Origin of the sequence: Azonexus sp. IMCC34842 (genome assembly GCF_050368855.1) — a bacterium.
In the GTDB taxonomy this organism is placed as follows: domain Bacteria; phylum Pseudomonadota; class Gammaproteobacteria; order Burkholderiales; family Rhodocyclaceae; genus Azonexus; species Azonexus denitrificans_A.
The window spans coordinates 394,768-414,912 of record NZ_CP178449.1 but is presented as its reverse complement, the minus strand read 5'-3'; the positions used below and the strand labels follow the sequence as shown (position 1 = coordinate 414,912).

Annotated in this window: 15 protein-coding genes; all 15 read right to left on the bottom strand. The window is 58.7% G+C overall.

Translation table 11 applies throughout. From position 1 onward, the window contains the following. Position 1: 1 nt before the first annotated feature. Complete coding sequence (gene flhB / locus ACLIKD_RS01980; protein WP_428826948.1) at positions 2-1,135, bottom strand: flagellar biosynthesis protein FlhB; 1,134 nt, start codon at positions 1,133-1,135, stop codon at positions 2-4. A gap of 179 nt (positions 1,136-1,314) precedes the next feature. Then, positions 1,315-3,231 (bottom strand): chemotaxis protein CheA, encoded by a 1,917-nt coding sequence (locus ACLIKD_RS01975; protein ID WP_428826947.1) that lies wholly within the window; start codon positions 3,229-3,231, stop codon positions 1,315-1,317. 12 nt (positions 3,232-3,243) lie between these two features. Then, positions 3,244-4,074 (bottom strand): protein phosphatase CheZ, encoded by an 831-nt coding sequence (cheZ, locus tag ACLIKD_RS01970; RefSeq protein ID WP_428826946.1) that lies wholly within the window; start codon positions 4,072-4,074, stop codon positions 3,244-3,246. Positions 4,075-4,083: 9 nt separating this feature from the next. After that, the gene (gene cheY, locus ACLIKD_RS01965; protein ID WP_226418635.1) at positions 4,084-4,479 is read right to left on the bottom strand and encodes a chemotaxis response regulator CheY; all 396 of its coding nucleotides are present in this window, start codon (positions 4,477-4,479) and stop codon (positions 4,084-4,086) included. Between the two features lie 24 nt (positions 4,480-4,503). Further along, entirely contained in the window at positions 4,504-5,442 is a 939-nt protein-coding gene (locus tag ACLIKD_RS01960; protein ID WP_428826945.1) for a chemotaxis protein, read from the bottom strand. A gap of 19 nt (positions 5,443-5,461) precedes the next feature. After that, entirely contained in the window at positions 5,462-6,430 is a 969-nt protein-coding gene (locus ACLIKD_RS01955; RefSeq protein WP_226419872.1) for a chemotaxis protein, read from the bottom strand. A gap of 158 nt (positions 6,431-6,588) precedes the next feature. Then, the gene (locus tag ACLIKD_RS01950; RefSeq protein ID WP_428826944.1) at positions 6,589-6,894 is read right to left on the bottom strand and encodes an STAS domain-containing protein; all 306 of its coding nucleotides are present in this window, start codon (positions 6,892-6,894) and stop codon (positions 6,589-6,591) included. Between the two features lie 77 nt (positions 6,895-6,971). Then, the gene (locus ACLIKD_RS01945; protein ID WP_226418632.1) at positions 6,972-8,039 is read right to left on the bottom strand and encodes a protein-glutamate methylesterase/protein-glutamine glutaminase; all 1,068 of its coding nucleotides are present in this window, start codon (positions 8,037-8,039) and stop codon (positions 6,972-6,974) included. A gap of 39 nt (positions 8,040-8,078) precedes the next feature. Next, the gene (cheD, locus tag ACLIKD_RS01940) at positions 8,079-8,684 is read right to left on the bottom strand and encodes a chemoreceptor glutamine deamidase CheD (RefSeq protein WP_226418631.1); all 606 of its coding nucleotides are present in this window, start codon (positions 8,682-8,684) and stop codon (positions 8,079-8,081) included. A 10-nt stretch (positions 8,685-8,694) separates the two neighbouring features. Continuing rightward, positions 8,695-9,597 carry a CheR family methyltransferase gene (locus ACLIKD_RS01935; RefSeq protein WP_428826943.1) on the bottom strand — a complete coding sequence of 301 codons (903 nt, stop codon included), beginning with the start codon at positions 9,595-9,597 and terminating at the stop codon, positions 8,695-8,697. A 2-nt stretch (positions 9,598-9,599) separates the two neighbouring features. Then, positions 9,600-11,945, bottom strand: a complete 2,346-nt coding sequence (locus ACLIKD_RS01930) for a methyl-accepting chemotaxis protein (protein WP_428826942.1) — start codon at positions 11,943-11,945, stop codon at positions 9,600-9,602. Between the two features lie 29 nt (positions 11,946-11,974). Next, positions 11,975-14,800, bottom strand: coding sequence for a methyl-accepting chemotaxis protein (locus ACLIKD_RS01925; RefSeq protein ID WP_428826941.1), 2,826 nt, complete (start codon positions 14,798-14,800; stop codon positions 11,975-11,977). A 30-nt stretch (positions 14,801-14,830) separates the two neighbouring features. After that, positions 14,831-17,218, bottom strand: coding sequence for a methyl-accepting chemotaxis protein (locus ACLIKD_RS01920; RefSeq protein ID WP_428826940.1), 2,388 nt, complete (start codon positions 17,216-17,218; stop codon positions 14,831-14,833). Between the two features lie 29 nt (positions 17,219-17,247). Next, positions 17,248-17,748 (bottom strand): chemotaxis protein CheW, encoded by a 501-nt coding sequence (locus ACLIKD_RS01915; RefSeq protein WP_226418629.1) that lies wholly within the window; start codon positions 17,746-17,748, stop codon positions 17,248-17,250. A gap of 22 nt (positions 17,749-17,770) precedes the next feature. Then, entirely contained in the window at positions 17,771-20,128 is a 2,358-nt protein-coding gene (locus ACLIKD_RS01910; RefSeq protein ID WP_428826939.1) for a chemotaxis protein CheW, read from the bottom strand. Between the last annotated feature and the right edge of the window lie 17 nt (positions 20,129-20,145).

Genomic DNA, 20,145 nt, shown 5'->3' with positions numbered 1-20,145 from the left:
CTTACGCCGCCTCCGGAACAAGCTCAGGCGGCACCGGCAGATCGCGCGGCGGGACCGGATAGACCCCGCCGGCCTGGCGCCAGTTGGCAAGCTGGTAGATATATGCAAGAACCTCCGCGACTGCGTTGTACAGGGCGGAGGGTATTTCGGCATCGAGATTGGCGTGTTTGTAGAGGGCTCGAGCCAGAGGCGGCGCCTCCATGATCGGTACCGCATTTTCGACGGCAATTTCGCGAATTTTCAAGGCGACTGCCCCGGCCCCCTTGGCCACCACCTTGGGCGCATCCATTCCGGTCCGATAGGATAGCGCCACCGCAAAGTGCGTTGGATTGGTGACGATCACATTGGCTTGCGGCACGGCTGCCATCATGCGTTTGCGGGCAGCCTGCATCTGCAGGCTACGAATACGGCCCTTGACATGCGGGTCGCCCATCATTTCCTTCATTTCCTGCTTGACCTCGTCCTTGCTCATCTTCAGCTTGTCGAAGTATTGCCAGAGCTGGAAGGGCACATCGGCAGCAACCACAAGGACCAGCGTGGCGACCAGGATCAAGAAGGAAAAAGTCACCATTTGACCGGCATGCACTAGGCCCGACTCCAGAGGTTCCGTCAGCAGGCCAAAGATTTCGTCGCGTTGCTTCCAAATGACGATGACCGCGACACCACCAATCAGGGCGGCCTTGAGAACAGCCTTGCCGAGCTCCATCAGACTGCCCCAGGAAAACATTCGACCAATCCCGGAGAGCGGATTCAGACGATTCAGATCAGGGACCAGCGCGGTAATCGAAAAAACCCAGGCATTGAGAAAAAATGGGGGAAGAATCGCGGCCAAGACCAGAACGGCCAGCAAGGGCGCGAAGACCAGCAGGGCATCGCCCGAAATCTCAGCCAAACGCGGCAACATCAGCGCCGGCTCGTGCATGAATGCGGGCTCGATCGAGAATGCCTTGTAGGTGATGGCCATCGAGCGCTGCATGAACCAGCCGCCCATCGTCCAGAACGCCGCGCCAGCGGCAATCAAAACCAGGAAAGTACCGAGTTCACGGGAATGAGGAACCTGACCCTTTTCGCGGGCCTGCTCGATGCGCCTACCAGTAGGCTCCTCTGTTTTCTCGAGATCGCTCTCTTCCGCCATAGCCGTCTTCAGGAGTTGATGAGGCTATTATAGGAAAAAACCAAAAAAATTAAAGAGGTACGTGTGTTTATTTAGCCTGTTTCTCAGATGCCACGTGCAAGCACATGACAACATGGTAAACCTTCAAAAAAGAAAAGAGGGGGCAAGCCCCCTCTCAACTCGTTGACAGGAAAAGGAAATCAGACGAAGTCGAGCTTCCGCAGGCCAGCCGCCATATCTGGATGCTGACCGAGATCCGCCAGCAATTCCTTCATGTCGAGAATCAGCACAATCTGACCGTTCGACAGGGTCGTCACCCCGGCCACACCCTTCGGCCGGAAATCTTCAAGCGACTTGATCACCGCGTCATCGCGCCCGGCAAAACTATCGACGCCGAGAATAAAGCTGCGCTCCGCCGTCTGCATAAAGACGCCATACTCAGGATATTGCGAGAGCGGCCAACCGAGCATCCTGGCCAGCGAAATAACGGGCAACACTTCGCCGCGCACGACAAGGGTTTCCTTGCCTCCCACCTCCTGAATGCGGCTCTGCTCGATCGGCAGGATCTCCCGGACCATCGACAATGGCAAGGCAAATGGCTGATTGCCCAGAAGAACCAGCAACACCGGCAAGATCGCCAGAGTCAGGGGCAAGGAGATGATGAATACCGAACCCTTGCCAAGCTCGGAGCGAATTTCGATGGCTCCGTTGAGCTTCTGGATATTGGTTTTCACAACGTCCATGCCAACCCCCCGACCGGAAACGTCGGAGATTTGCGACTTGGTTGAAAAGCCGGGGAGGAAAATCAGATTCAGACTCTGACGTTCATCCATGGTGTTGGCCTCCTCTTCGGAAACCAGCCCCTTCTCGACCGCCTTGGCCCGGATGCGCTCGGCACTCATGCCCTTGCCATCATCGGCAATAATCAGAACGATATGGTCGCCTTCCTGGCGCGCTTCGAGTCGAACCAGGCTCTTGACCGGCTTGCCGGACATCTGGCGCTCATCCGGCATCTCGACGCCATGATCGACGGCGTTACGAATCAGGTGAATCAACGGGTCGGCCAGATCTTCGATCATGGTCTTGTCGACTTCCGTTTCTTCGCCGGCCAGAACCAGCTCGACATCCTTGCCCAACTGACGGGCCAGGTCGCGCGCGATGCGCGGATATTTCTGGAACAACCGCCCAATCGGCTGCATCCGCGTCTTCATAACCGAGTTCTGCAGATCGGAGACCAGCAGATCAAGCTGGCTCACCGCCTGATCGAGCGCATGCAAGGTTTCCGAATCGTTCTTGCCGGCAAGAATATCGGCCCGCAAACTCGTCAACCGGTTCTTGGTCAGGCCAATTTCACCCGAGAGATTCAGAACCTGGTCGAGACGCGAGGTATCAACGCGTATCGTATTCTCACGAACACCCCGCTCCTCAACCCGACGGGCCGATGTGGGCGCCGCCCCCGGCTTGTCGTTCGCCCGGCGACCAAAGGGAGACGGCGTTGCAGCCCCGCCTTCGGCCGGCGACGTGGTGACGGCAGACGTTCCGGCACTTGATGCCGCTGCGGTTGCTGTTTCCGCCTTGGTAATCAACTCGCCTTGCGCCGCGACGGGGCCACCACTGACCGATGCATGTAAAGCGTCCCAATTCGGCTCACCAGGCGCCGACGATGCCGCCGGCGAAGTTGCGGCAGGGGGTTCTACGGCAAGCGCTGGCGCGGAATTACCTGACTCGGTGCTCAACACTCCCTGCAACGCCGCGATAACATGCGGGTCTGCCGGCTGCGGCAGAACCATCTGCCCCAGTTCGCCAAACATTTCGCGGACGCCTTTGGTGGCCGCCATGATGACGTCCATCAACTCCGGGTTTAATTCCAATTCACCGTTGCGCAGGCGATCGAACAGATTTTCCGTGAGGTGACATAGCGTTACCAGTTCAGCGGCGTTGAGAAACCCCGCGCCGCCCTTGACTGTGTGAAAGCCGCGAAAGATGTCGTTGAGAAGCACCCGATCATCAGGCGTCTTTTCAAGATCAACCAGTTTGTTGTCCACATCGGACAGCAGGTCGTATGCCTCCTGCAAAAAATCCTGCAGAAGTTCTTCCATTCCGGCAAAGTCGCTCATTTTCGATCCCCCTCAGAAACCGAGGCTATCCAGCAAATCATCGACTTGCTCTTGGTTAACGACAACATCGGTACGGCCCGCCGCATTGACAACAGGGCCATTCATCAGACTGGTTACTTCTACAGTCCGCTTCGTCTCAGGAAGCACTTCGATGAGCACCCCCATCAACCCGGATTCCAGCTCTTGCGCCAGACCTACGATTTTCTTGATTACCTGCCCGGTAAGATCCTGAAAATCCTGGGCCATCATGATTTCAGTCAGCTGCGCATGGGTCGCTTGGGTTTTTTGCGGCAACTGCTCGCTCAGGAAGGCTCGCGTTTCCGTTGCCAACTTCTTGAACTCATCAGTCCCCATCTGATTGGCGAAAACCTGGTCCCACCGCGCGCCAAGCGCGCGCGAGTCATTTTCGACCTCATTAACCAGCGGACCGGCGATATCGGTAGCGTTCAGAACGCGACAGGCAGCCTGTTCCGTCAGATTGGCAATATAGGCCAGGCGGTCCTTGGCATCCGGCAGGGCCGAGACAGTCTTTTCGAGAAACTTGTCATAGCCAAGCTGACCAAGGGTATCGTGCAAGGCACGCGCCATGTGACCGATACGATTGAAGACGGCTTCCTGCTTTGGCCATTCCTCATTCGAAACATCGTCCGCATTGGCGGCTTGAGCATCGGCGGCCACGCTATCGAACAAGGCCTGAAGGTCATCGCTGTCGGGACCGCTCGGTGCCGAGCTGGCAGCAGGCGCGGCAACAGGCGTGACGACCGCGGCAGGTGCCGGGGCATAGTCAGAGGCGATTGAATCGAAGAGCGCCTCGAGGTCGTTGGAATCGTTAGTTGTACTCATGATTCCCCCTTAGGCCTGGCCCATTTTCTCGAAAATCTTGTTCAGCTTTTCTGACAAGGTCCCGGCCGTGAATGGCTTGACAATATATCCGCTGGCACCAGCCTGAGCTGCGGCAATAATATTTTCCTTCTTGGCTTCAGCGGTAATCATCAACACCGGCAAATGCTTGAGATTGGGAGTTGCCCTGATCGACTGCAGCAGGGTCAGACCATCCATGTTCGGCATGTTCCAGTCGGTAACGACAAACTCGAAACCACCACCCTGAAGCTTCTGCAACGCGATTGCGCCGTCTTCGGCTTCATCGACGTTGGTAAAGCCCAGTTCCTTCAGAAGGTTGCGAACAATTCGACGCATGGTGGAAAAATCATCCACCACCAGGAATCTCATTTTTGGATCAGCTGCCATGCGGTACTCCGGAGTTTTTGCTTGTTATCGTTCAATCAAGGGACGCAATGTGTCAGCCAGCGCCTCGGCATCGAATTTTGCAACATAGGCATCAACGCCCACCGATTTGCCCATCGCACGATTGGCTTCGGAGGACAGAGACGAGTGCATTACGACCGGCACTCCCTCGAAACGGGCGTCTGATTTGATATTTTTGGTCAGCACATAGCCGTCCATCTCGGGCATTTCCGCATCAACCAGAATCAGCCGAATCTCGTCGCGAATGTTGCCGCCACTCTGCAGCGAATGAGCCGCGATGCCTTGCAGGCGGGTCCATGCCTCCATGCCGTTGGTAGCATGTTTATGACGGACGCCCAATTTGTCGAGAACTTCGGCAATCTTCCGGCGGGCCACAACCGAATCATCGACAAAAAACACATTGGTATCAGGACTCACCCTGGCCGGCGTGATGTCAACGATCATTGCCTCGCCAAAGGCGTTGGCCAAAACCTGCTCGACATCAAGGATCGAAACCAGACCGCCGCCATCCAGTTCGATGACCGCGGTAATCAGCCCCTGATTGGTAGACAAGACACTTTCCGGCGCCTTGACGCGCTCCCAGTCCACCCGAATGATGCGATCAACCTCATGCACCAGGAAACCGAGTGTCCGTTTGGAATATTCGGCAACCATCATCGTCTTGCCCAATCCATCCGGAACACCATCGAGCTGCATGAATGGGGCCAGCGAAAGGACCGGAATCACATTGCCGCGCAAGGAAATCAAGCCTTCGACACCACGCGGCATGTTAGGGGTTTTCGTGATGTGCGGCGTCCGGCCCACCTCACGCACCTTGAAGACATTGATGCCGAATATTTCACGGGTACCCAGCGTAAAAAGCAGGATTTCCATTTTATTGGAACCTGCAAGGCGAGTACGCGCGTCAACGCTATCGAGCAGATTCTTGTTTTCAACGAGATTCATAACCATCCCCCGCTAATACTCACGCTGCCTTGACCGGCACGTTCTCGACACCCAGGCGGCGAGCCAGGGTTTCCGACAACCGCTGCGGCTCGAACTTGGGCACGTATTCATCGACCCCGACCGACAGGCCGAGCTGCTGGTTCGACATGCCTGACAGGGATGAATGCATGATCACCGGAACCCCGTTGAAGCGCGGGTCGGATTTGATTCTTCTGGTCAGGATGTAGCCATCCATTTCCGGCATCTCGATATCGGTCAACACCAAGCTGACAATCGACGAAACCGGTTTATCAATAGTCTGCGCATAGGTCGCCACACGCTCCAGTTCTTCCCACATCATGCGGCCATTCACCGCACTGATGCCCTTGACCCCCATCACGGACAAGGTTCGCTCGATCTGTTTGCGCGCCACACTGGAGTCATCGCAATAGAAAACCGTGGCATCCGGGCGGTCCAGCGGCACGACGCCGCGGAACATTATTTCGTTGTCGATACCGGTCGTTTCGGAAAGCACCTTTTCGACATCCATCATCATCACCAGGCGACCATCTTCGAGTTCGGTCACGGCGGTCACCAAACCACCAGTCTGGGCCGTCAGCATTTCCGGCGGGACGCGCATCTTGCTCCAGTCAAGACGCAGGATCGTATCGACCCCCTCGACCAGAAAGCCTTGCGTATGGCCGTTATATTCGGTCACGATCATGATCTCGCGCGGCGTTTCAGCCGAAATTCCCGAATACTTGGCCAAGTCGATGACGGGAACCAACGCGCCACGCAGACTGACCATTCCCTCGACCGAAGCCGGCATCTCGGGAGCCGCGGTAATAAGCGGAGTCCGCATCACCTCGCGCACCTTGAAAACATTGATGCCATAGGTTTCCCGGCGGCCTGTTCGGTGGTCCACGCCAAGAAAGAACAACAAAATCTCAAGCTTGTTGGTGCCTGCAAGCTTCGTTCGCGCATCAATATTTTTTAACAACTCTGACATCGTCATTCCCTCGCACGTCTTGCAATCGGCCTAGTGGTCTGCTTATCGACCCAAGCGATATCTAGAATACACGCTTTTCCATGGCCGATAAATCACGGCCCCCTGGCGCATACCACTGCTCCCCACATTCCACAGCAACGACCACAGGAGTCATTATCTTACAAAATTGGGAATAATTTACTAAAATTGGCAATATCTAGCACTTGCTTTACGTTACCACGAACTCCGGCCAGTGCAACCTCCTTGTTGGCTCCCCCCAACTTGTCGCGCAACATCAGCAGCATGCCGAGCGCCGAACTATCGAGGTAGTCGACCCCCGACAGATCAACAACCACGGTGCGAATCGCCGGATCGCTGACCAGTGGTTCATAGGCCCCGCGAAACTCGCGATGGGTATTGAAGTCGAACCTGCCGGTCAGTTTGATCACTGTTTTTCCAGCTTCCGTGAGAACATTTGCGTGCATTTGATTTCCTATTTTTGTGAAATCTGAATCGATACTTAGTGTAATACTTTGTCCATCAGCGACAAGCCCCAAAAAAACTAGCGACTCGCCGCCTGCAAAACGCGCTTGGAAATGTCGTCAAGCCCGCACTGTTCCTCGACAGCCCCGATCAGAAAAGCTTCGCGCGGCATTCCATATACCACGCAGCTCGCTTCATCCTGCCCGAAGGTGCGAGCGCCGGATTGACGCATGCGCAGCAATCCTTGTGCACCATCCTTGCCCATTCCGGTGAGAATGACGCCGATGGCTTGCCGCCCGACCAGGCTGGCTGCCGAATCGAAAAGCACGTCGACAGAAGGCCGATGCCGGTTCACCGGTTCCGTCGCAAGCAACTCGGTAACATAACCCGACGGCGTGCGGCGGATCCTCAAATGGGAGTGCCCGGGTGCGATGTACACTTTCCCCGATTCGACCTTTTCATTCCCTTGGGCTTCCAATACACGGGGCGCGCAAAGACCGTCAAGACGGCGAGCGAAGGAAGCGGTAAACGCCTCCGGCATATGCTGAACGATCAGGACAGGCGGGCAATCTGCGGGAAGCCCGAGGAGAAAATCCTTGATCGCTTCGGTACCGCCGGTCGACGCGCCGACGAAAAGGATTTTGCCGCTCGGCATGCTGCGCGCCGGCGACGTCGGGGAAGCAGATGACGGGAGCGGCGCCGGAGACGACGCCCCGGCATGCGGCGTCGACAAACGGCGAACCCGGGCTCCCCGGGCGCCGCGAATCTTCTCGGTCAGTTCCTCCGCATAGTCTTCCATGCGTTTACTGCCGTCGGCTCGCGGCTTGCCAATGAAATCGACCGCCCCCAGTTCAAGCGCTTTCAATGTCGTCTCCGACCCGGCTTCGGTGAAGGATGAAACCATCACCACCGGCATCGGCCGCAGACGCATCAGACGATCGAGAAACTCCACACCATCCATCTTTGGCATATTGAAATCGAGCGTCAGCACATCAGGATTGAGCGCCTTGATCATTTCACGGGCAACGACAGCATCGGGAGCCATGCCGACAACCTCCAGATCCGGCGTAGCATTGATCATCTCAGCCAGCACGCTGCGCATTGTTGCGGAATCATCAACGATCAATACTCGGGTTTTTTTCGGCATAGATTGGATAAATTGGGTATTTATATCGGGGAAAACATATCAAATGAACAATTCGATATCGCCTTCCACCTTGGCGCTTGACAGACGCTCCTTGTAGTCGCGTTCGCGACTGAACAAGGTTTCATTGTGCACCCGGTGCAACTTCTTTACCAGAACACGCCCAGTTTGCGGAAAGTAATAGACTTTTCGTGGATATGAATCGAGCAAATCCTTGGCCACGACAGGAATTTTTTCTGTCTTCAGGTAATTCAGCACGAACTCGGCATTGCGCACACCGACATTGCTGCTCGACAGACTCGCCAGAACCGCCCCCCCACCGAAAACCTTGGCCTCCAGGCGATTGCGTCGGGCGCCCATTTTGAGCAGATGATTGATCAACACTTCCATGGCATAAGTGCCATAGCGTGCCGAAGAACCGACTGTCTCCCGCCCGCCGTCATCGGGCAACATGAAATGATTCATCCCGCCAACGCCGGCATCGGTATCGCGAATGCAGGCGGCAACACATGAGCCGAGGACCGTTACCAGCAGCATCCCGCTTTCGGAGACGAAGTACTCCCCGGGCAAAATCTTCGCTGCCTCCAGCCCGAAGTTCCGATCATGGTAACGATTGCTGGCCAGATGCTCGTCGTAGGCGTGCGCCACGTCTCCCCTTCTACCTGGGCTTGGCCAGGGCGTAGACCGTCTTGCCCAACGACTTGAACAGATCGGCCGCGTGCAAGAAACTCTCCGAATGCCCGGCCAACATCAAACCATCCGGCTGCAGCATGGGCGCAAATCGGGAAAGTATTTTGTACTGGGTCGGCTTGTCGAAATAGATCATCACATTGCGGCAGAAGATGATGTCGAGCGGCCCTTTGACCGAATAGTGCGCATCCAGCAGATTGACCCGTTGAAACTCGATCATGTCCTTCAACTCGGGCCGGACGGAGACATAGCCTTCCTGGCTACCGGTTCCGCGCATGAAAAACTTGCGCAAACGCTCCGGCGAAAGTTTCTCGACCCGCTCAAGCGGATAGACCGCTTTCCGGGCCGTTGCCAGCACGTTGGTATCAAGATCGGAGGCGACGATCGAAACATGCGAGGTATTGGTGCCGAATGTTTCGGCCACCGTTATGGCGATCGAATAAGGCTCTTCGCCAGTCGATGCCGCCGAACACCAGATACGGATCGGGCGCCGCGTACCGATTTGCCGCAGATGTTCGGCAAGAATCGGAAAGTGATGCGGTTCGCGGAAAAACGAGGTCAGGTTGGTGGTCAGTGAATTGACGAAACGCTCCCATTCATCGCCGCCGTTCTTTTCCAGGGCATCGAGATAATCAACAAAAGTCTGTTTGCCGGTTGCCCGAAGACGGCGGGCCAGCCGCGAATACACCATATCCTGCTTGACGGGCGACAACGAAATGCCGGCATGCTGATAAATCAGCTTGCGAACCCGTTCGAAATCAGCGGCGGAAAAAACGAATTCCCGCGCCCCCTGCTCGCGGGGCGGCAAGCCCCCCGTCAAGGAACTAGCTGTTGAGGACGGAGGAAACCCCGGCTTTTTGAGATCTATCATGGTCAAAACTCCTCCCATTCATCATCCAAAGAGGCCGGAAGCGCCGGCGCCTTCCTGGCACCCAGCCGCTCCGCCCTGGATTGTTGTTGTCGTCCCGGTGGCACCCGGCTCGCCATTTTCCCGACCGGCCCGCTCTCGGCCAGCTGAAATACCGATACGGCCTCGGCCAGGCTGTGCACCTGCTCTTCAAGGCTCTCTGCTGCCGCCGCCGCCTGTTCGACCAGCGCCGCGTTCTGCTGCGTCACTTCATCCATCTGAGTCACCGCGAGGCAGACCTGCTCGATGCCTGAACTCTGTTCGCGGCTGGCCGCCGAAATGTCAGCCATGATCGTGGCGACGCGTCTGACGCTGCCCACCACATCTTCCATGGTCTGCCCCGCCTGGTCGACCAGTTTATTGCCGGTTTCGACTTTTTCGACGGAATCGGAGATCAAGCCCTTGATTTCCTTGGCCGCCGCCGCACTACGCTGGGCCAGGTTGCGCACCTCGGTCGCCACGACGGCGAAGCCGCGCCCCTGTTCGCCAGCCCGGGCCGCTTCGACGGCGGCGTTGAGGGCCAGGATATTGGTCTGGAAGGCAATGCCGTCGATGACGCCGATAATTTCGGCGATTTTTCTGCTCGACTGGTGAATGGCACTCATCGTCAGGACAACCTGCCCGACGATTTCGCCGCCCTTGACGGCGACCTGCTGGGCGCTACCGGCCAGTTCATTGGCTTGCCGCGAGTTCTCGGCGTTCTGTTTGACGGTGCTGGTCAGTTGCTCCATGCTCGACGCCGTTTCCTCCAGGCTGCTCGCCTGCTCTTCGGTGCGACTGGAAAGATCTTGGTTGCCGGCGGCGATTTCCTTGGCCGCAGTGTTGATCGCATCCGTCGACTGTTTGATGTGATCGACGATTTCGCGCAAACGGTTTACCGTCAGGTTGGCACCGTCTTTCAGCCGCCCGAAAGTCCCTTCGTAATTGGCCGATATCGTCTTGGTCAGATCGCCGTCGGCCATGGCGCCAAGCACATGGGCGATGTCGTCGAGACCTTGCTGGCTGATCGTCAGCAGCTGATTGAGATCGTTGGCCAGGCGCAAAAAGAAGCCGCTTTTACCATCGACCGTAACGCGCCGCGCAAAATCACCGCGCGCCGCCCCGCTGACGATGTCGGCAACCTCCTCCTCGACCGCCACTTCAGCCGTACGATCAAGCCATTCAACGGCGAACCCGACGCGTTGCCGACGCTCATTGATCACCGGCGTCACCGCCAGGGAGAACGTCCGGCCACCCAGTTCGATCAGCGCCCGATGCGTGCCAGTCAGGCCGGCCAGCAGGCCGCGCTGATGCGCCGGATGCTTGTGGAAAATATCGATATTGGTGCCGATCAGCGCGGCCCGGGAAAACTGCGGCAAATCCTTGCGGATATCGCTTTCCGCCGCGGCAAACATCTCGTGTATCGCGCGGTTCATGTAAATGATGTTCAGCGCATCGTCGGCGATCATCACGTTGGTTGCCACGTTATCCAGACCGATCCTGACGCGCAGATTCTCCTCGCCGATCCGATTGGCTTCCGCCACGTCACAGCCGAGCTTGATCTGCATGGCTTGCATGGACTGCAAGACCTGGCCGAGTTCGTCATTACGGTTGAAATCGAACTTGTTGGCGTACTGGCCGGCCGCGATTTTCTGGAAAGTATCGCTGACCGCCCTGAGCGGTTGCAGCACGCCGGCCGCCACCAGGCGCAACAACACGAAACCAATGACTGAGCCGCCCACCGCAATGAGCGGTGCCCCGACCCCGAGACGATCGCCGGCAAAGCCGAGGATCAACAGCATCGCCGTCATGCATAGTCCGACCAGATTCAGCTTGGTCGACAACGACATGTCGCGCAGCTTGCCGGCCCACCCTTCGCCGCCGGAAACCGCCGCCCCCCGGACAATCTGCAGCCGGCCCTGGCGCTTCTCGCGGAACTGGCGATAAACCTCGTCAACTTGACGGACAACCGCCGGATCCGCGCGGCGCCGGACCGACATGTAGCCGGTAACCGAAGCGTTTTCCCAGATCGGCGTCACATTGGCTTCAACCCAGTAGTAATCGCCATTCTTGCAGCGATTCTTGACGTACCCCGTCCATGGCCGATTTTGTTTCAAGGTATCCCACAGATCGCGAAACGCCTCGACCGGCATGTCCGGGTGACGCACCAGATTGTGTGGCTCGCCTATCAGTTCGGCTTCGGCGAACCCGCTGATTTCGAGAAAATCCCGATTGACGTAGGTAATGATCCCCTTGAGGTCCGTTTTGGAAACGATAAGCGTGTCGGGGCTGAGCACGACTTCCTGGTCCGTTACCGGCAAATTTTTCTTCATTACCCCGCCCTCCGCTCAATTATCGCCACTCAGAACTCGGCCCACTCATCGTCGAGCGATGCCGGCAAGGCCGCCGGCTTGCGGCGCGCCCTGGCCGCTTCGGGCCGATGGCCGGCCTCAGCGGGCGCCCCGGCGAGCCGCCGGACACGGTCGCTACCGGCATTGACCTGGAATATCGCAACCGCCACCGACAACTGGCGCGCCTGGCCTTCCAGGCTTTCGGCCGCCGCAGCGGCCTGTTCGACAAGGGCAGCATTTTGCTGGGTCACCTCGTCCATCTGGCTGACCGCCAGACTGACCTGCTCGATGCCGGAGCTCTGTTCGCGGCTGGCCTCGGAAATATCGGTGACGATCCGGGCAACCCGCTTGATGCTGGTCACCACCTCCTCCATTGTCCGCCCGGCCTGATCGACCAGACGATTGCCGGCTTCGACCCGATCGACCGAGTCCGAAATCAATCCCTTGATTTCCTTGGCGGCCGCCGCGCTGCGCTGCGCCAGATTACGAACCTCGGTGGCGACGACGGCGAAGCCGCGCCCCTGCTCACCGGCCCGCGCCGCCTCGACCGCGGCATTCAAGGCCAGGATGTTGGTCTGGAAGGCAATGCCGTCGATCACCCCGATGATATCGGCGATCTTGTGGCTGGCCTGATTGATCGAGCTCATCGTATCGACCACCTTGCTGACCACCACGCCGCCCTGCTCGGCAACCGACTGGGCGCTATCCGCCAACTCGTGGGCCTGGCGGGCATTGTCGGCATTATGGCGGACCGTGGCGGTGAGCTGCTCCATGCTCGACGCGGTTTCCTCAAGGCTGCTCGCCTGCTCCTCGGTACGGCTCGACAAATCCAGGTTGCCAGAAGCGATTTCGCGGGCTGCCGTATTGATGGTGTCGGCCGACATCTGAATTTCGCCGACCAGCTCGCGCAGCTTGCCGACCGTGGCATTGGCATCGTCGCGCAAGCGGCCGAAGGTTCCCTGGTAGTCGGTCGTGATGACCTGGGTCAAATCGCCCCGGGCCATCCGCTCGAGCAGGCCGCCGATCTCGCCGATCGCCGAACCGCTGGTTTCGAGCAGATTGTTGATGCCTAGGCCGAGTTCCCGATAGAACCCCTCCAGCACCTCGGTATCGAGACGGGCTTCGAGATCCCCGGCAGAGGCGCGGTGAATCAGCTCGGCAACCAAACGCTGGGCGTTCAGTTCGGCAGTCCGGTCGACCCACTCGCCGACGGTACCCAGTCGCTGCCCCCGGTCGTTGGTAATCGGATTGGTCAGCACGTTGTAGATACGGCCGCCGATCTGCATTTCGACGCTGCGCGGGCTTTTCAATTCGCGCAAGCTTTGCAGGGCCGCGGCCGGATTATCGAAGAAATCGCCAATGTTGCTGCCCACGAAGCGATCGGCGGAAAAGCCGGGAATGGTCTCGCGCAGACCGCCTTCGATAGTGCGCAAGGTCGATAGCAGACCTTTGTTGGCGTAGATGACTTTCCCGTCGTCATCGGCAATCCGCAAATTCGCCGCCACGCAGTCGAGCGCGATCTGTATCCGCAGGTTGTCGTTGGCGATGCGCTGGCTCTCCGCGACATTGAATCCTTGCTGGATCTGCATCGACTGAAGCCCCTGCAGTACCTTGCCCATCTCGTCGTTGCGCAGCACGGTCAGGTTGCGGGTGTAGTCGCCATTCGCCAGCGACTGGAAGGTTTCGATGATCTCGTCAATCGGCCGGGTAATCGACCGGGTAAGCGCGACGGCGATCAACAACCCACCGGACAGGCCGAGCACGACGATCAGGATGACCGAAAGGCGAGTGTCGGCAAAGCGCTGCGTGCTCTCGTCCATGTCCAGCCGGACATGTGCCACCTGACGCTTGAATAGCTCACTCGCCTGTTTCGCCGCTGCGGTGTAGGTCGGATTGATCGTGCTCAGAAGAATCCGGTTGGCTTCGTCAAAGCGATTCTCGGCCAGTGCCGCCATGGCCGGGCGCAGCCCTTCGGTGACATAGCGCTGGCGGGCCGCGGCATAGGCGGCCTCCAGCTCGAGATCATCGGCCGAACCGCCGGCCTGCTTGTAGGCCGCCCATTGCGCGCTGACTTCGGCGATATTCGCCTCGAGTTGCTTGAGATGGAAGTCGAGCGAATGATCGTGCATAGCAGCGTAGGGACCGCTCGGATCGTGCTGCAGCGACAACAGGATCTGGGAACGGTTGTCGGCCATCAGCTGGCCGATACTCGTCAAGGCCTCGAGCGGTTGCATCCGCTGCTTGTACAGATTGCCGACCACGTCGTTGGTTTGCCCCATGCCCCAGATACCCAGACCGGCGATCAACGCCAGCATCGACAACAAGGTACCGAAACCGGCCAGCAATTTGCTCTTCAGCGACAGGCCGGACAGCAGGCCATCGCCGCCCTTGACGACCGCGCCATGGCGAATCCGCAGAGCGCCGGACTTCTTCTCGCGGAACAGGCGGTAGGCACTGTCGGCGGCTTCGATCTGCTGGCGCGCCGGCTTGCGGCGCACCGACATGTAACCGACGGCCTGGCCATCTTCGCGGATTGGGGTGGCAGTCGCCAGGACCCAGTAATAATCGCCATTCTTGCAGCGATTCTTGACCATCCCGGTCCATGGGCGACCGTCCTGCAGATCCCGCCACATGTCTTCGAAAGCCTCGACGGGCATGTCCGGGTGGCGGACGATGTTGTGCGGCTGGCCGATCAGTTCGCCTTCCGAGAAGCCGCTGATATCGACGAAATCCTTGTTGATGTAGGTGATCCGTCCCTTGAGATCGGTTTTCGAAACGATCAGGATACGGTCATCAAGCTGGATTTCCACATCGGTAACAGGCAGGTTGGTTCGCATTGGCACTAATCCGTCAGATTGCTTTGTTTATTAGAACTCGGTCCATTCGTCGTCATCCTGCACTGAAAGTGTCGAAATCTGGGCGGACGGGAGTTTTTTTGGGGTTCTTGCGGTCAATATCGGCGGAGAGACGGACTTGGCAACCGCAAGCTGCGGCCGTTCACGGTGCGCCAGATGCATTTTATTTGGCTCAGGGGCTCTGTCACCAGGCAGCCGGAACACCGCCACCGAACGGCTCAGGCTGCGGGCCTGCTCCTCGAGGCTTTCCGCCGCAGCGGCAGCCTCCTCAACCAAGGCGGCATTCTGTTGCGTCACGTCGTCCATCTGATTGACTGCAAGACTGACCTGCTCGATACCTGAGGTCTGCTCGCGGCTGGCCTCCGAGATATCGACCATGATCCGGGCGACACGCTTGATGCTGGCGACCACTTCTTCCATGGTTCGTCCGGCCTGGTCGACCAGTTTGTTGCCGGTCTGGACCTTGTCCACCGAATCGGAGATCAGGCCTTTGATTTCCTTGGCCGCTGCGGCACTGCGCTGGGCGAGATTGCGCACCTCGGTCGCCACCACGGCAAAACCGCGCCCCTGTTCGCCGGCCCGTGCTGCTTCAACGGCGGCATTCAACGCCAGGATGTTGGTCTGGAAAGCGATACCGTCGATCACCCCGATGATGTCGGCAATCTTGTTGCTCGACTGATGGATGGCGCTCATCGTCTGGACCACCTGACCGACCACTTCGCCGCCCTTGATCGCAACCTCCTGGGCATTGCTGGCCAGTTCGTTGGCCTGCCGCGCGTTGTCGGCATTCTGTTTCACCGTACTGGTGATCTGCTCCATGCTGGAGGCTGTTTCCTCCAGGCTGCTGGCCTGCTCTTCGGTCCGGCTCGACAGATCCTGATTGCCGGAGGCAATTTCCTGAGCGGCCGTATTGATGGCGTTGGTCGCATCCTTGATCGAGAAAATGATTTCCTGCAGATGGTCGACCGTCGCGTTCGCGTCGTCCTTGAGCTTGCCGAGCATTCCCTGGTAGTCGGTATCGATCCGTTGCGTCAGGTCGCCCTCGGACATCCGCGCCAACATCTCGCCGACATCGGTGAGGGCACGGCTGTTGGCGGCCAGCAGATCGTTGATCCCCTGGGATATCTGCTTGAAGAAGCCGCTCATCTTGTCGGCATCGAGGCGCCGGCTGAAATCGCCGGCCACGGCGGCACTGATGATGCCCGCCACCTCCCGCTCGATTTCGACTTCAGCGGTACGATCCAGCCATTCGACGACGCTGCCGAGACGCTCGCCGCGGCCATTGACGATCGGGCTGGCGACCAGGCTGAAATAGCGCCCACCGATCACGATTTCAGTCCGATGGATGGCCGTCAGCCGGGCCAGCACGTTGCGCTGGTGGCTCGGTTGCTGATGGTAGAGATCGAAATTCGAGCCGAGAATGGCATCGGCACGGAAGTTGGGCAACTGCTTCCGGATGTCGTTTTCAGCCAACTGCATCATTTCCTGAGCAGCAGCATTGCAGTAGATGATCACGCCGTCGGGGTTGGCAACCATCACCTTGTTCGAGGAGACGTCGAGGGCGACCTTGATGCGCAAGGTTTCATCCGCCACTTTATGCTCGGCTTCGGTGCGCCGTTTCAGATCGTCCTGCATCTTGTCGAGCGCCAGCATCAATTGCGCCGTTTCATCCTTGCCGGCGCTGTCGATGCGGTTTTCGAGGTTGCCGGCCGCCACCGCCTCGGCCACTGCCACGGCCTCCTGCATCGGACAGGTAATCTGCCGGGTCACCCAGATGCCGGAGGGAATCATCACGATTACCGCCAGCAGGACCAGCAGCAGCATCGTCGTTTGCACCCCCGACTTGATATCGTCGATCTCGGCCACGTTCCGGACGTTGTTGTCGTGTTGCGCTTGCGCATAGTCGCCGATCGACTCATACCAGCCCTGCAACTTCGGCTGGAGGTCGGCGAAGAAGTGCTGTTCGATATCCGAACGGTTGCCGGCCTTGATCAGCCCGAACATCCGGTTGAGCGAAGCTTCGGCCAGTTGGCGCGCTGGCAGGATGCGGCCAAGGATTTCCTTGTCGCGGGGCGTAACGGTCGCCTCGACAATCTGGCTTTCGGCTGCCAGATACTTGGCCAGTTCAGCCTCGGCGTTGGTCTTTTCCTGCTCCTGCTTGTCCGGCTGTTCGTAGATCAGCGCCGTCCGCACATGCCGGCCGATCAGCAGATTGCGCGTACGCATATCGACCGTCAGTTCGGTTTTCTTGATGTTGTTATTGACGATGAGTTCGACCTCATCGCCGATCGTTTTCAAGCTGAACAGGGCAATTCCGACGAGCACCAGCATCAGGACAAGCGCCCCGATCGTCGTCATGATGAGGCGGGTGCCGATCTTGTAATCGCGAATATTGAACATGTTGTCCTCCCGTTGCGCAGCGGCGCCGATTATTCGGTCGCCGAGTCGATCAGTTCCATATCGGCACTGCTCATCAGGCGCTCGATGTCGGTCACGATCATCATCCGCGAATCCTGCGAAGCCAGGCCAACAATGTATTTCGTATCGAAGCTGCCGGAAAAATCCGGGGCCGGGCGGATTTGCGGCGGGGTCAGCGAGATGACGTCGGATACGCTATCGACCACGACGCCGATCACCCGACCGGCGACGTTGAGGATGACGACCACCGTAAAGGGCGTGTATTCGATCTTGCCAAGCTTGAATTTGATCCGCAAATCGACGATCGGCACGATGATGCCGCGCAGGTTGATCACTCCCTTGATGAAAGGCGGCGCGTTGGCAATCAGCGTCGGCGGCTCGTAACCGCGAATTTCCTGGACCTTCAGGATATCGATTGCGTACTCCTCGCTGCCCAGCGTAAAAGTCAGGAACTCGCTGACCGTCAGATCCGCTTCGCCTGCTCCTGCACCACCGTGCGTCATCGCTTCCATGTATTGCTCCTCGATTCAGCCGTCAACCGGCTTTCTGCATATTCGACTTGGCCATGCCGGCAATCGCCGAGACGTCCAGAATCAGTGCGACATGGCCATCGCCCATGATGGTCGCCCCGGAAACCCCGACCACCCGGCGATAGTTTGCCTCCAGGCTCTTGATCACCACCTGGTGTTGCCCGACCAGGGCATCGACGAACAAGGCGGCCTTGGCGCCATCGGCATCGATCACGACCATGATGCCTTGAGTAAAGTCGGTCCACGCCGATTTCAGGTTGAAAACCTCGTGCAAGACGACGACCGGCAGATATTCGCCGCGAACCTGGATGACCCGTGCCTGGTTGGACAACGTCTTGATGTCGCTGGCCTGCGGTTGCAGCGACTCGATGATGTAGGACAAGGGCAGGATATAGGTCTGATCCCCCACCGCAACCGACATCCCATCCAGAATGGCCAGCGTCAGCGGCAGGCGCACGGTCATCCGCGTGCCGACCCCGAGCATCGACTCGATTTCAACCCGCCCACCCATTGCCTGGATATTGCGGCGCACGACATCCATCCCAACCCCGCGCCCCGAAACATCGGTGACCTGCTCGGCGGTCGAGAAACCGGCCTCGAAGATCAGGTTGAACACTTCCGCATCGGTCATCTGCTCGGATACCGGCAACCCGCGCTCGCGCGCCTTGGCCAGTATCTTGTTGCGCGGCAGGCCGGCCCCGTCATCCCCAACCTCGATGACGATATTGCCGCCTTGATGGTAGGCCTTCAGGGTGATCGTCCCAACCGGGCTTTTACCGGCGGCACCCCGTAGTTCGGGCAACTCGATGCCGTGATCGAGACTGTTCCGGATCAGGTGGGTCAAGGGATCGGCAATGCGCTCGATCAGGCCCTTGTCGAGCTCGGTCGTTTCGCCGGAAGTCTTCAGTTCGACCTGCTTGCCCAGCTTGGCGGAAAGGTCGCGAACGACTCGCGGAAAGCGCGAGAAGACGAAAGAAATCGGCATCATCCGGATCGACATCACCGATTCCTGCAGATCGCGCGTGTTCCGCTCCAGCTGCGTCAGGCCGTTGATCAGGCGTTCCGGAGCCTGGTCTTCCATCCGCATCGTGGTCTGCAGCAGCATGGCCTGGGTGATGACCAGTTCGCCGACCAGATTGATCAGCTGATCGACCTTCTCGATGCTGACGCGTATCGACGAATCCCCGGCCGCAACAGCCTGGCTGGCCCGCCTCACGGTGCGCGCCGGAGCGGGCGCCGGCTTTTCGGCTGGCACTGGGGGCGGCTGGACGCTGACTTGCACCGTCCCGGCCTTTTCCGGCGGAGCGATCGGAACGAAAAAACCGAAACCATCACCTTCCTCGGCGACCACCGTCACCGGTACCGCCGCCGACGGTGGCGTCAGTGGCGCAAAGAAACCGTAAGCCCCCTGGTCATCTTCCACCAATGGCTCGGCAGCCAGGGCCGCCTGCGGCACGCTCGGCAAGGGTTCAAAAAAGCCGTAGCCGTCGTCATCTTCGGTCTTGTCGATGGCTGCAGCAATATCGGTAACCGAACGATCATCAACAGCCGAAAAAAATCCGTAGCCGCGATCCTCGTCCGGTACACCTGGCGAATCCTCAAAGAACCCGAAAGCCACGGCACCATTTACGGCAACCGACTTGTCTTCGGAAACCCGCCATGCACCGTTATCGGCGACAAAATCAACCTGATCGGAGAAATCCTCCGGCGCCGCAGCGGTGATCAAACGACATTGCCAGAAGCCGACATTATGAGCATCGACATCGGGCTGAGAAATAATTTCAAGAGCCCCGATGGTGCGAAGCTCATCAAGCAGAAGGGTGACACCGTCGCCTTTGGCAGAAAACTCGGTGGGCACGAACTGGATATCGAAAACACGTTTTACCGCCCCACCTGCCTCGGCCGAAGCCTTCGACCCGGCAGAAGGGGTCGCAACCGGCGGCTCGGGTGTTGCCGGCGCCTCGACCGGGGGTTGATCGGCCGACAGCTGCCGCAGTCGCGCCGAAACGGCCTCGACCTGCTGCGCATCGACGGTGCCCCGACCCTGATGCGCTTCGAGCATGCTGCGCAGCAGATCTCCCGCCTCAAGAAAGGCATCCACCATATCGGCACGCAAGCCCAACTCGTGCTTGCGAATACGATCAAGCAAATTCTCCAGGATATGGGTGGCATCGGCCAGATCGCCAAAGCCGAACGTCCCGGCGCTACCCTTGATTGAATGCGCCGCCCGGAAAATGGCGTTAAGCTGCTCTGGATCGGGATTCTCGACATCCAGATCAAGCAGGAGCGCTTCCATTGCCGCCAGATGCTCCGCCGATTCCTCGAAGAACACCTGGTAGAACTGACTCATGTCGATAGCCATGCTACCCCCTCACCTCG

Bases quoted from the DNA above. Each gene is read 5' to 3' on its own strand.
- flhB (WP_428826948.1), bottom strand. From the start codon at position 1,135: ATGGCGGAAGAGAGCGATCTCGAGAAAACAGAGGAGCCTACTGGTAGG.
- ACLIKD_RS01975 (WP_428826947.1), bottom strand. From the start codon at position 3,231: ATGAGCGACTTTGCCGGAATGGAAGAACTTCTGCAGGATTTTTTGCAG.
- cheZ (WP_428826946.1), bottom strand. From the start codon at position 4,074: ATGAGTACAACTAACGATTCCAACGACCTCGAGGCGCTCTTCGATTCA.
- cheY (WP_226418635.1), bottom strand. From the start codon at position 4,479: ATGGCAGCTGATCCAAAAATGAGATTCCTGGTGGTGGATGATTTTTCC.
- ACLIKD_RS01960 (WP_428826945.1), bottom strand. From the start codon at position 5,442: ATGAATCTCGTTGAAAACAAGAATCTGCTCGATAGCGTTGACGCGCGT.
- ACLIKD_RS01955 (WP_226419872.1), bottom strand. From the start codon at position 6,430: ATGTCAGAGTTGTTAAAAAATATTGATGCGCGAACGAAGCTTGCAGGC.
- ACLIKD_RS01950 (WP_428826944.1), bottom strand. From the start codon at position 6,894: ATGCACGCAAATGTTCTCACGGAAGCTGGAAAAACAGTGATCAAACTG.
- ACLIKD_RS01945 (WP_226418632.1), bottom strand. From the start codon at position 8,039: ATGCCGAAAAAAACCCGAGTATTGATCGTTGATGATTCCGCAACAATG.
- ACLIKD_RS01935 (WP_428826943.1), bottom strand. From the start codon at position 9,597: ATGATAGATCTCAAAAAGCCGGGGTTTCCTCCGTCCTCAACAGCTAGT.
- ACLIKD_RS01930 (WP_428826942.1), bottom strand. From the start codon at position 11,945: ATGAAGAAAAATTTGCCGGTAACGGACCAGGAAGTCGTGCTCAGCCCC.
- ACLIKD_RS01925 (WP_428826941.1), bottom strand. From the start codon at position 14,800: ATGCGAACCAACCTGCCTGTTACCGATGTGGAAATCCAGCTTGATGAC.
- ACLIKD_RS01920 (WP_428826940.1), bottom strand. From the start codon at position 17,218: ATGTTCAATATTCGCGATTACAAGATCGGCACCCGCCTCATCATGACG.
- ACLIKD_RS01915 (WP_226418629.1), bottom strand. From the start codon at position 17,748: ATGGAAGCGATGACGCACGGTGGTGCAGGAGCAGGCGAAGCGGATCTG.
- ACLIKD_RS01910 (WP_428826939.1), bottom strand. From the start codon at position 20,128: ATGGCTATCGACATGAGTCAGTTCTACCAGGTGTTCTTCGAGGAATCG.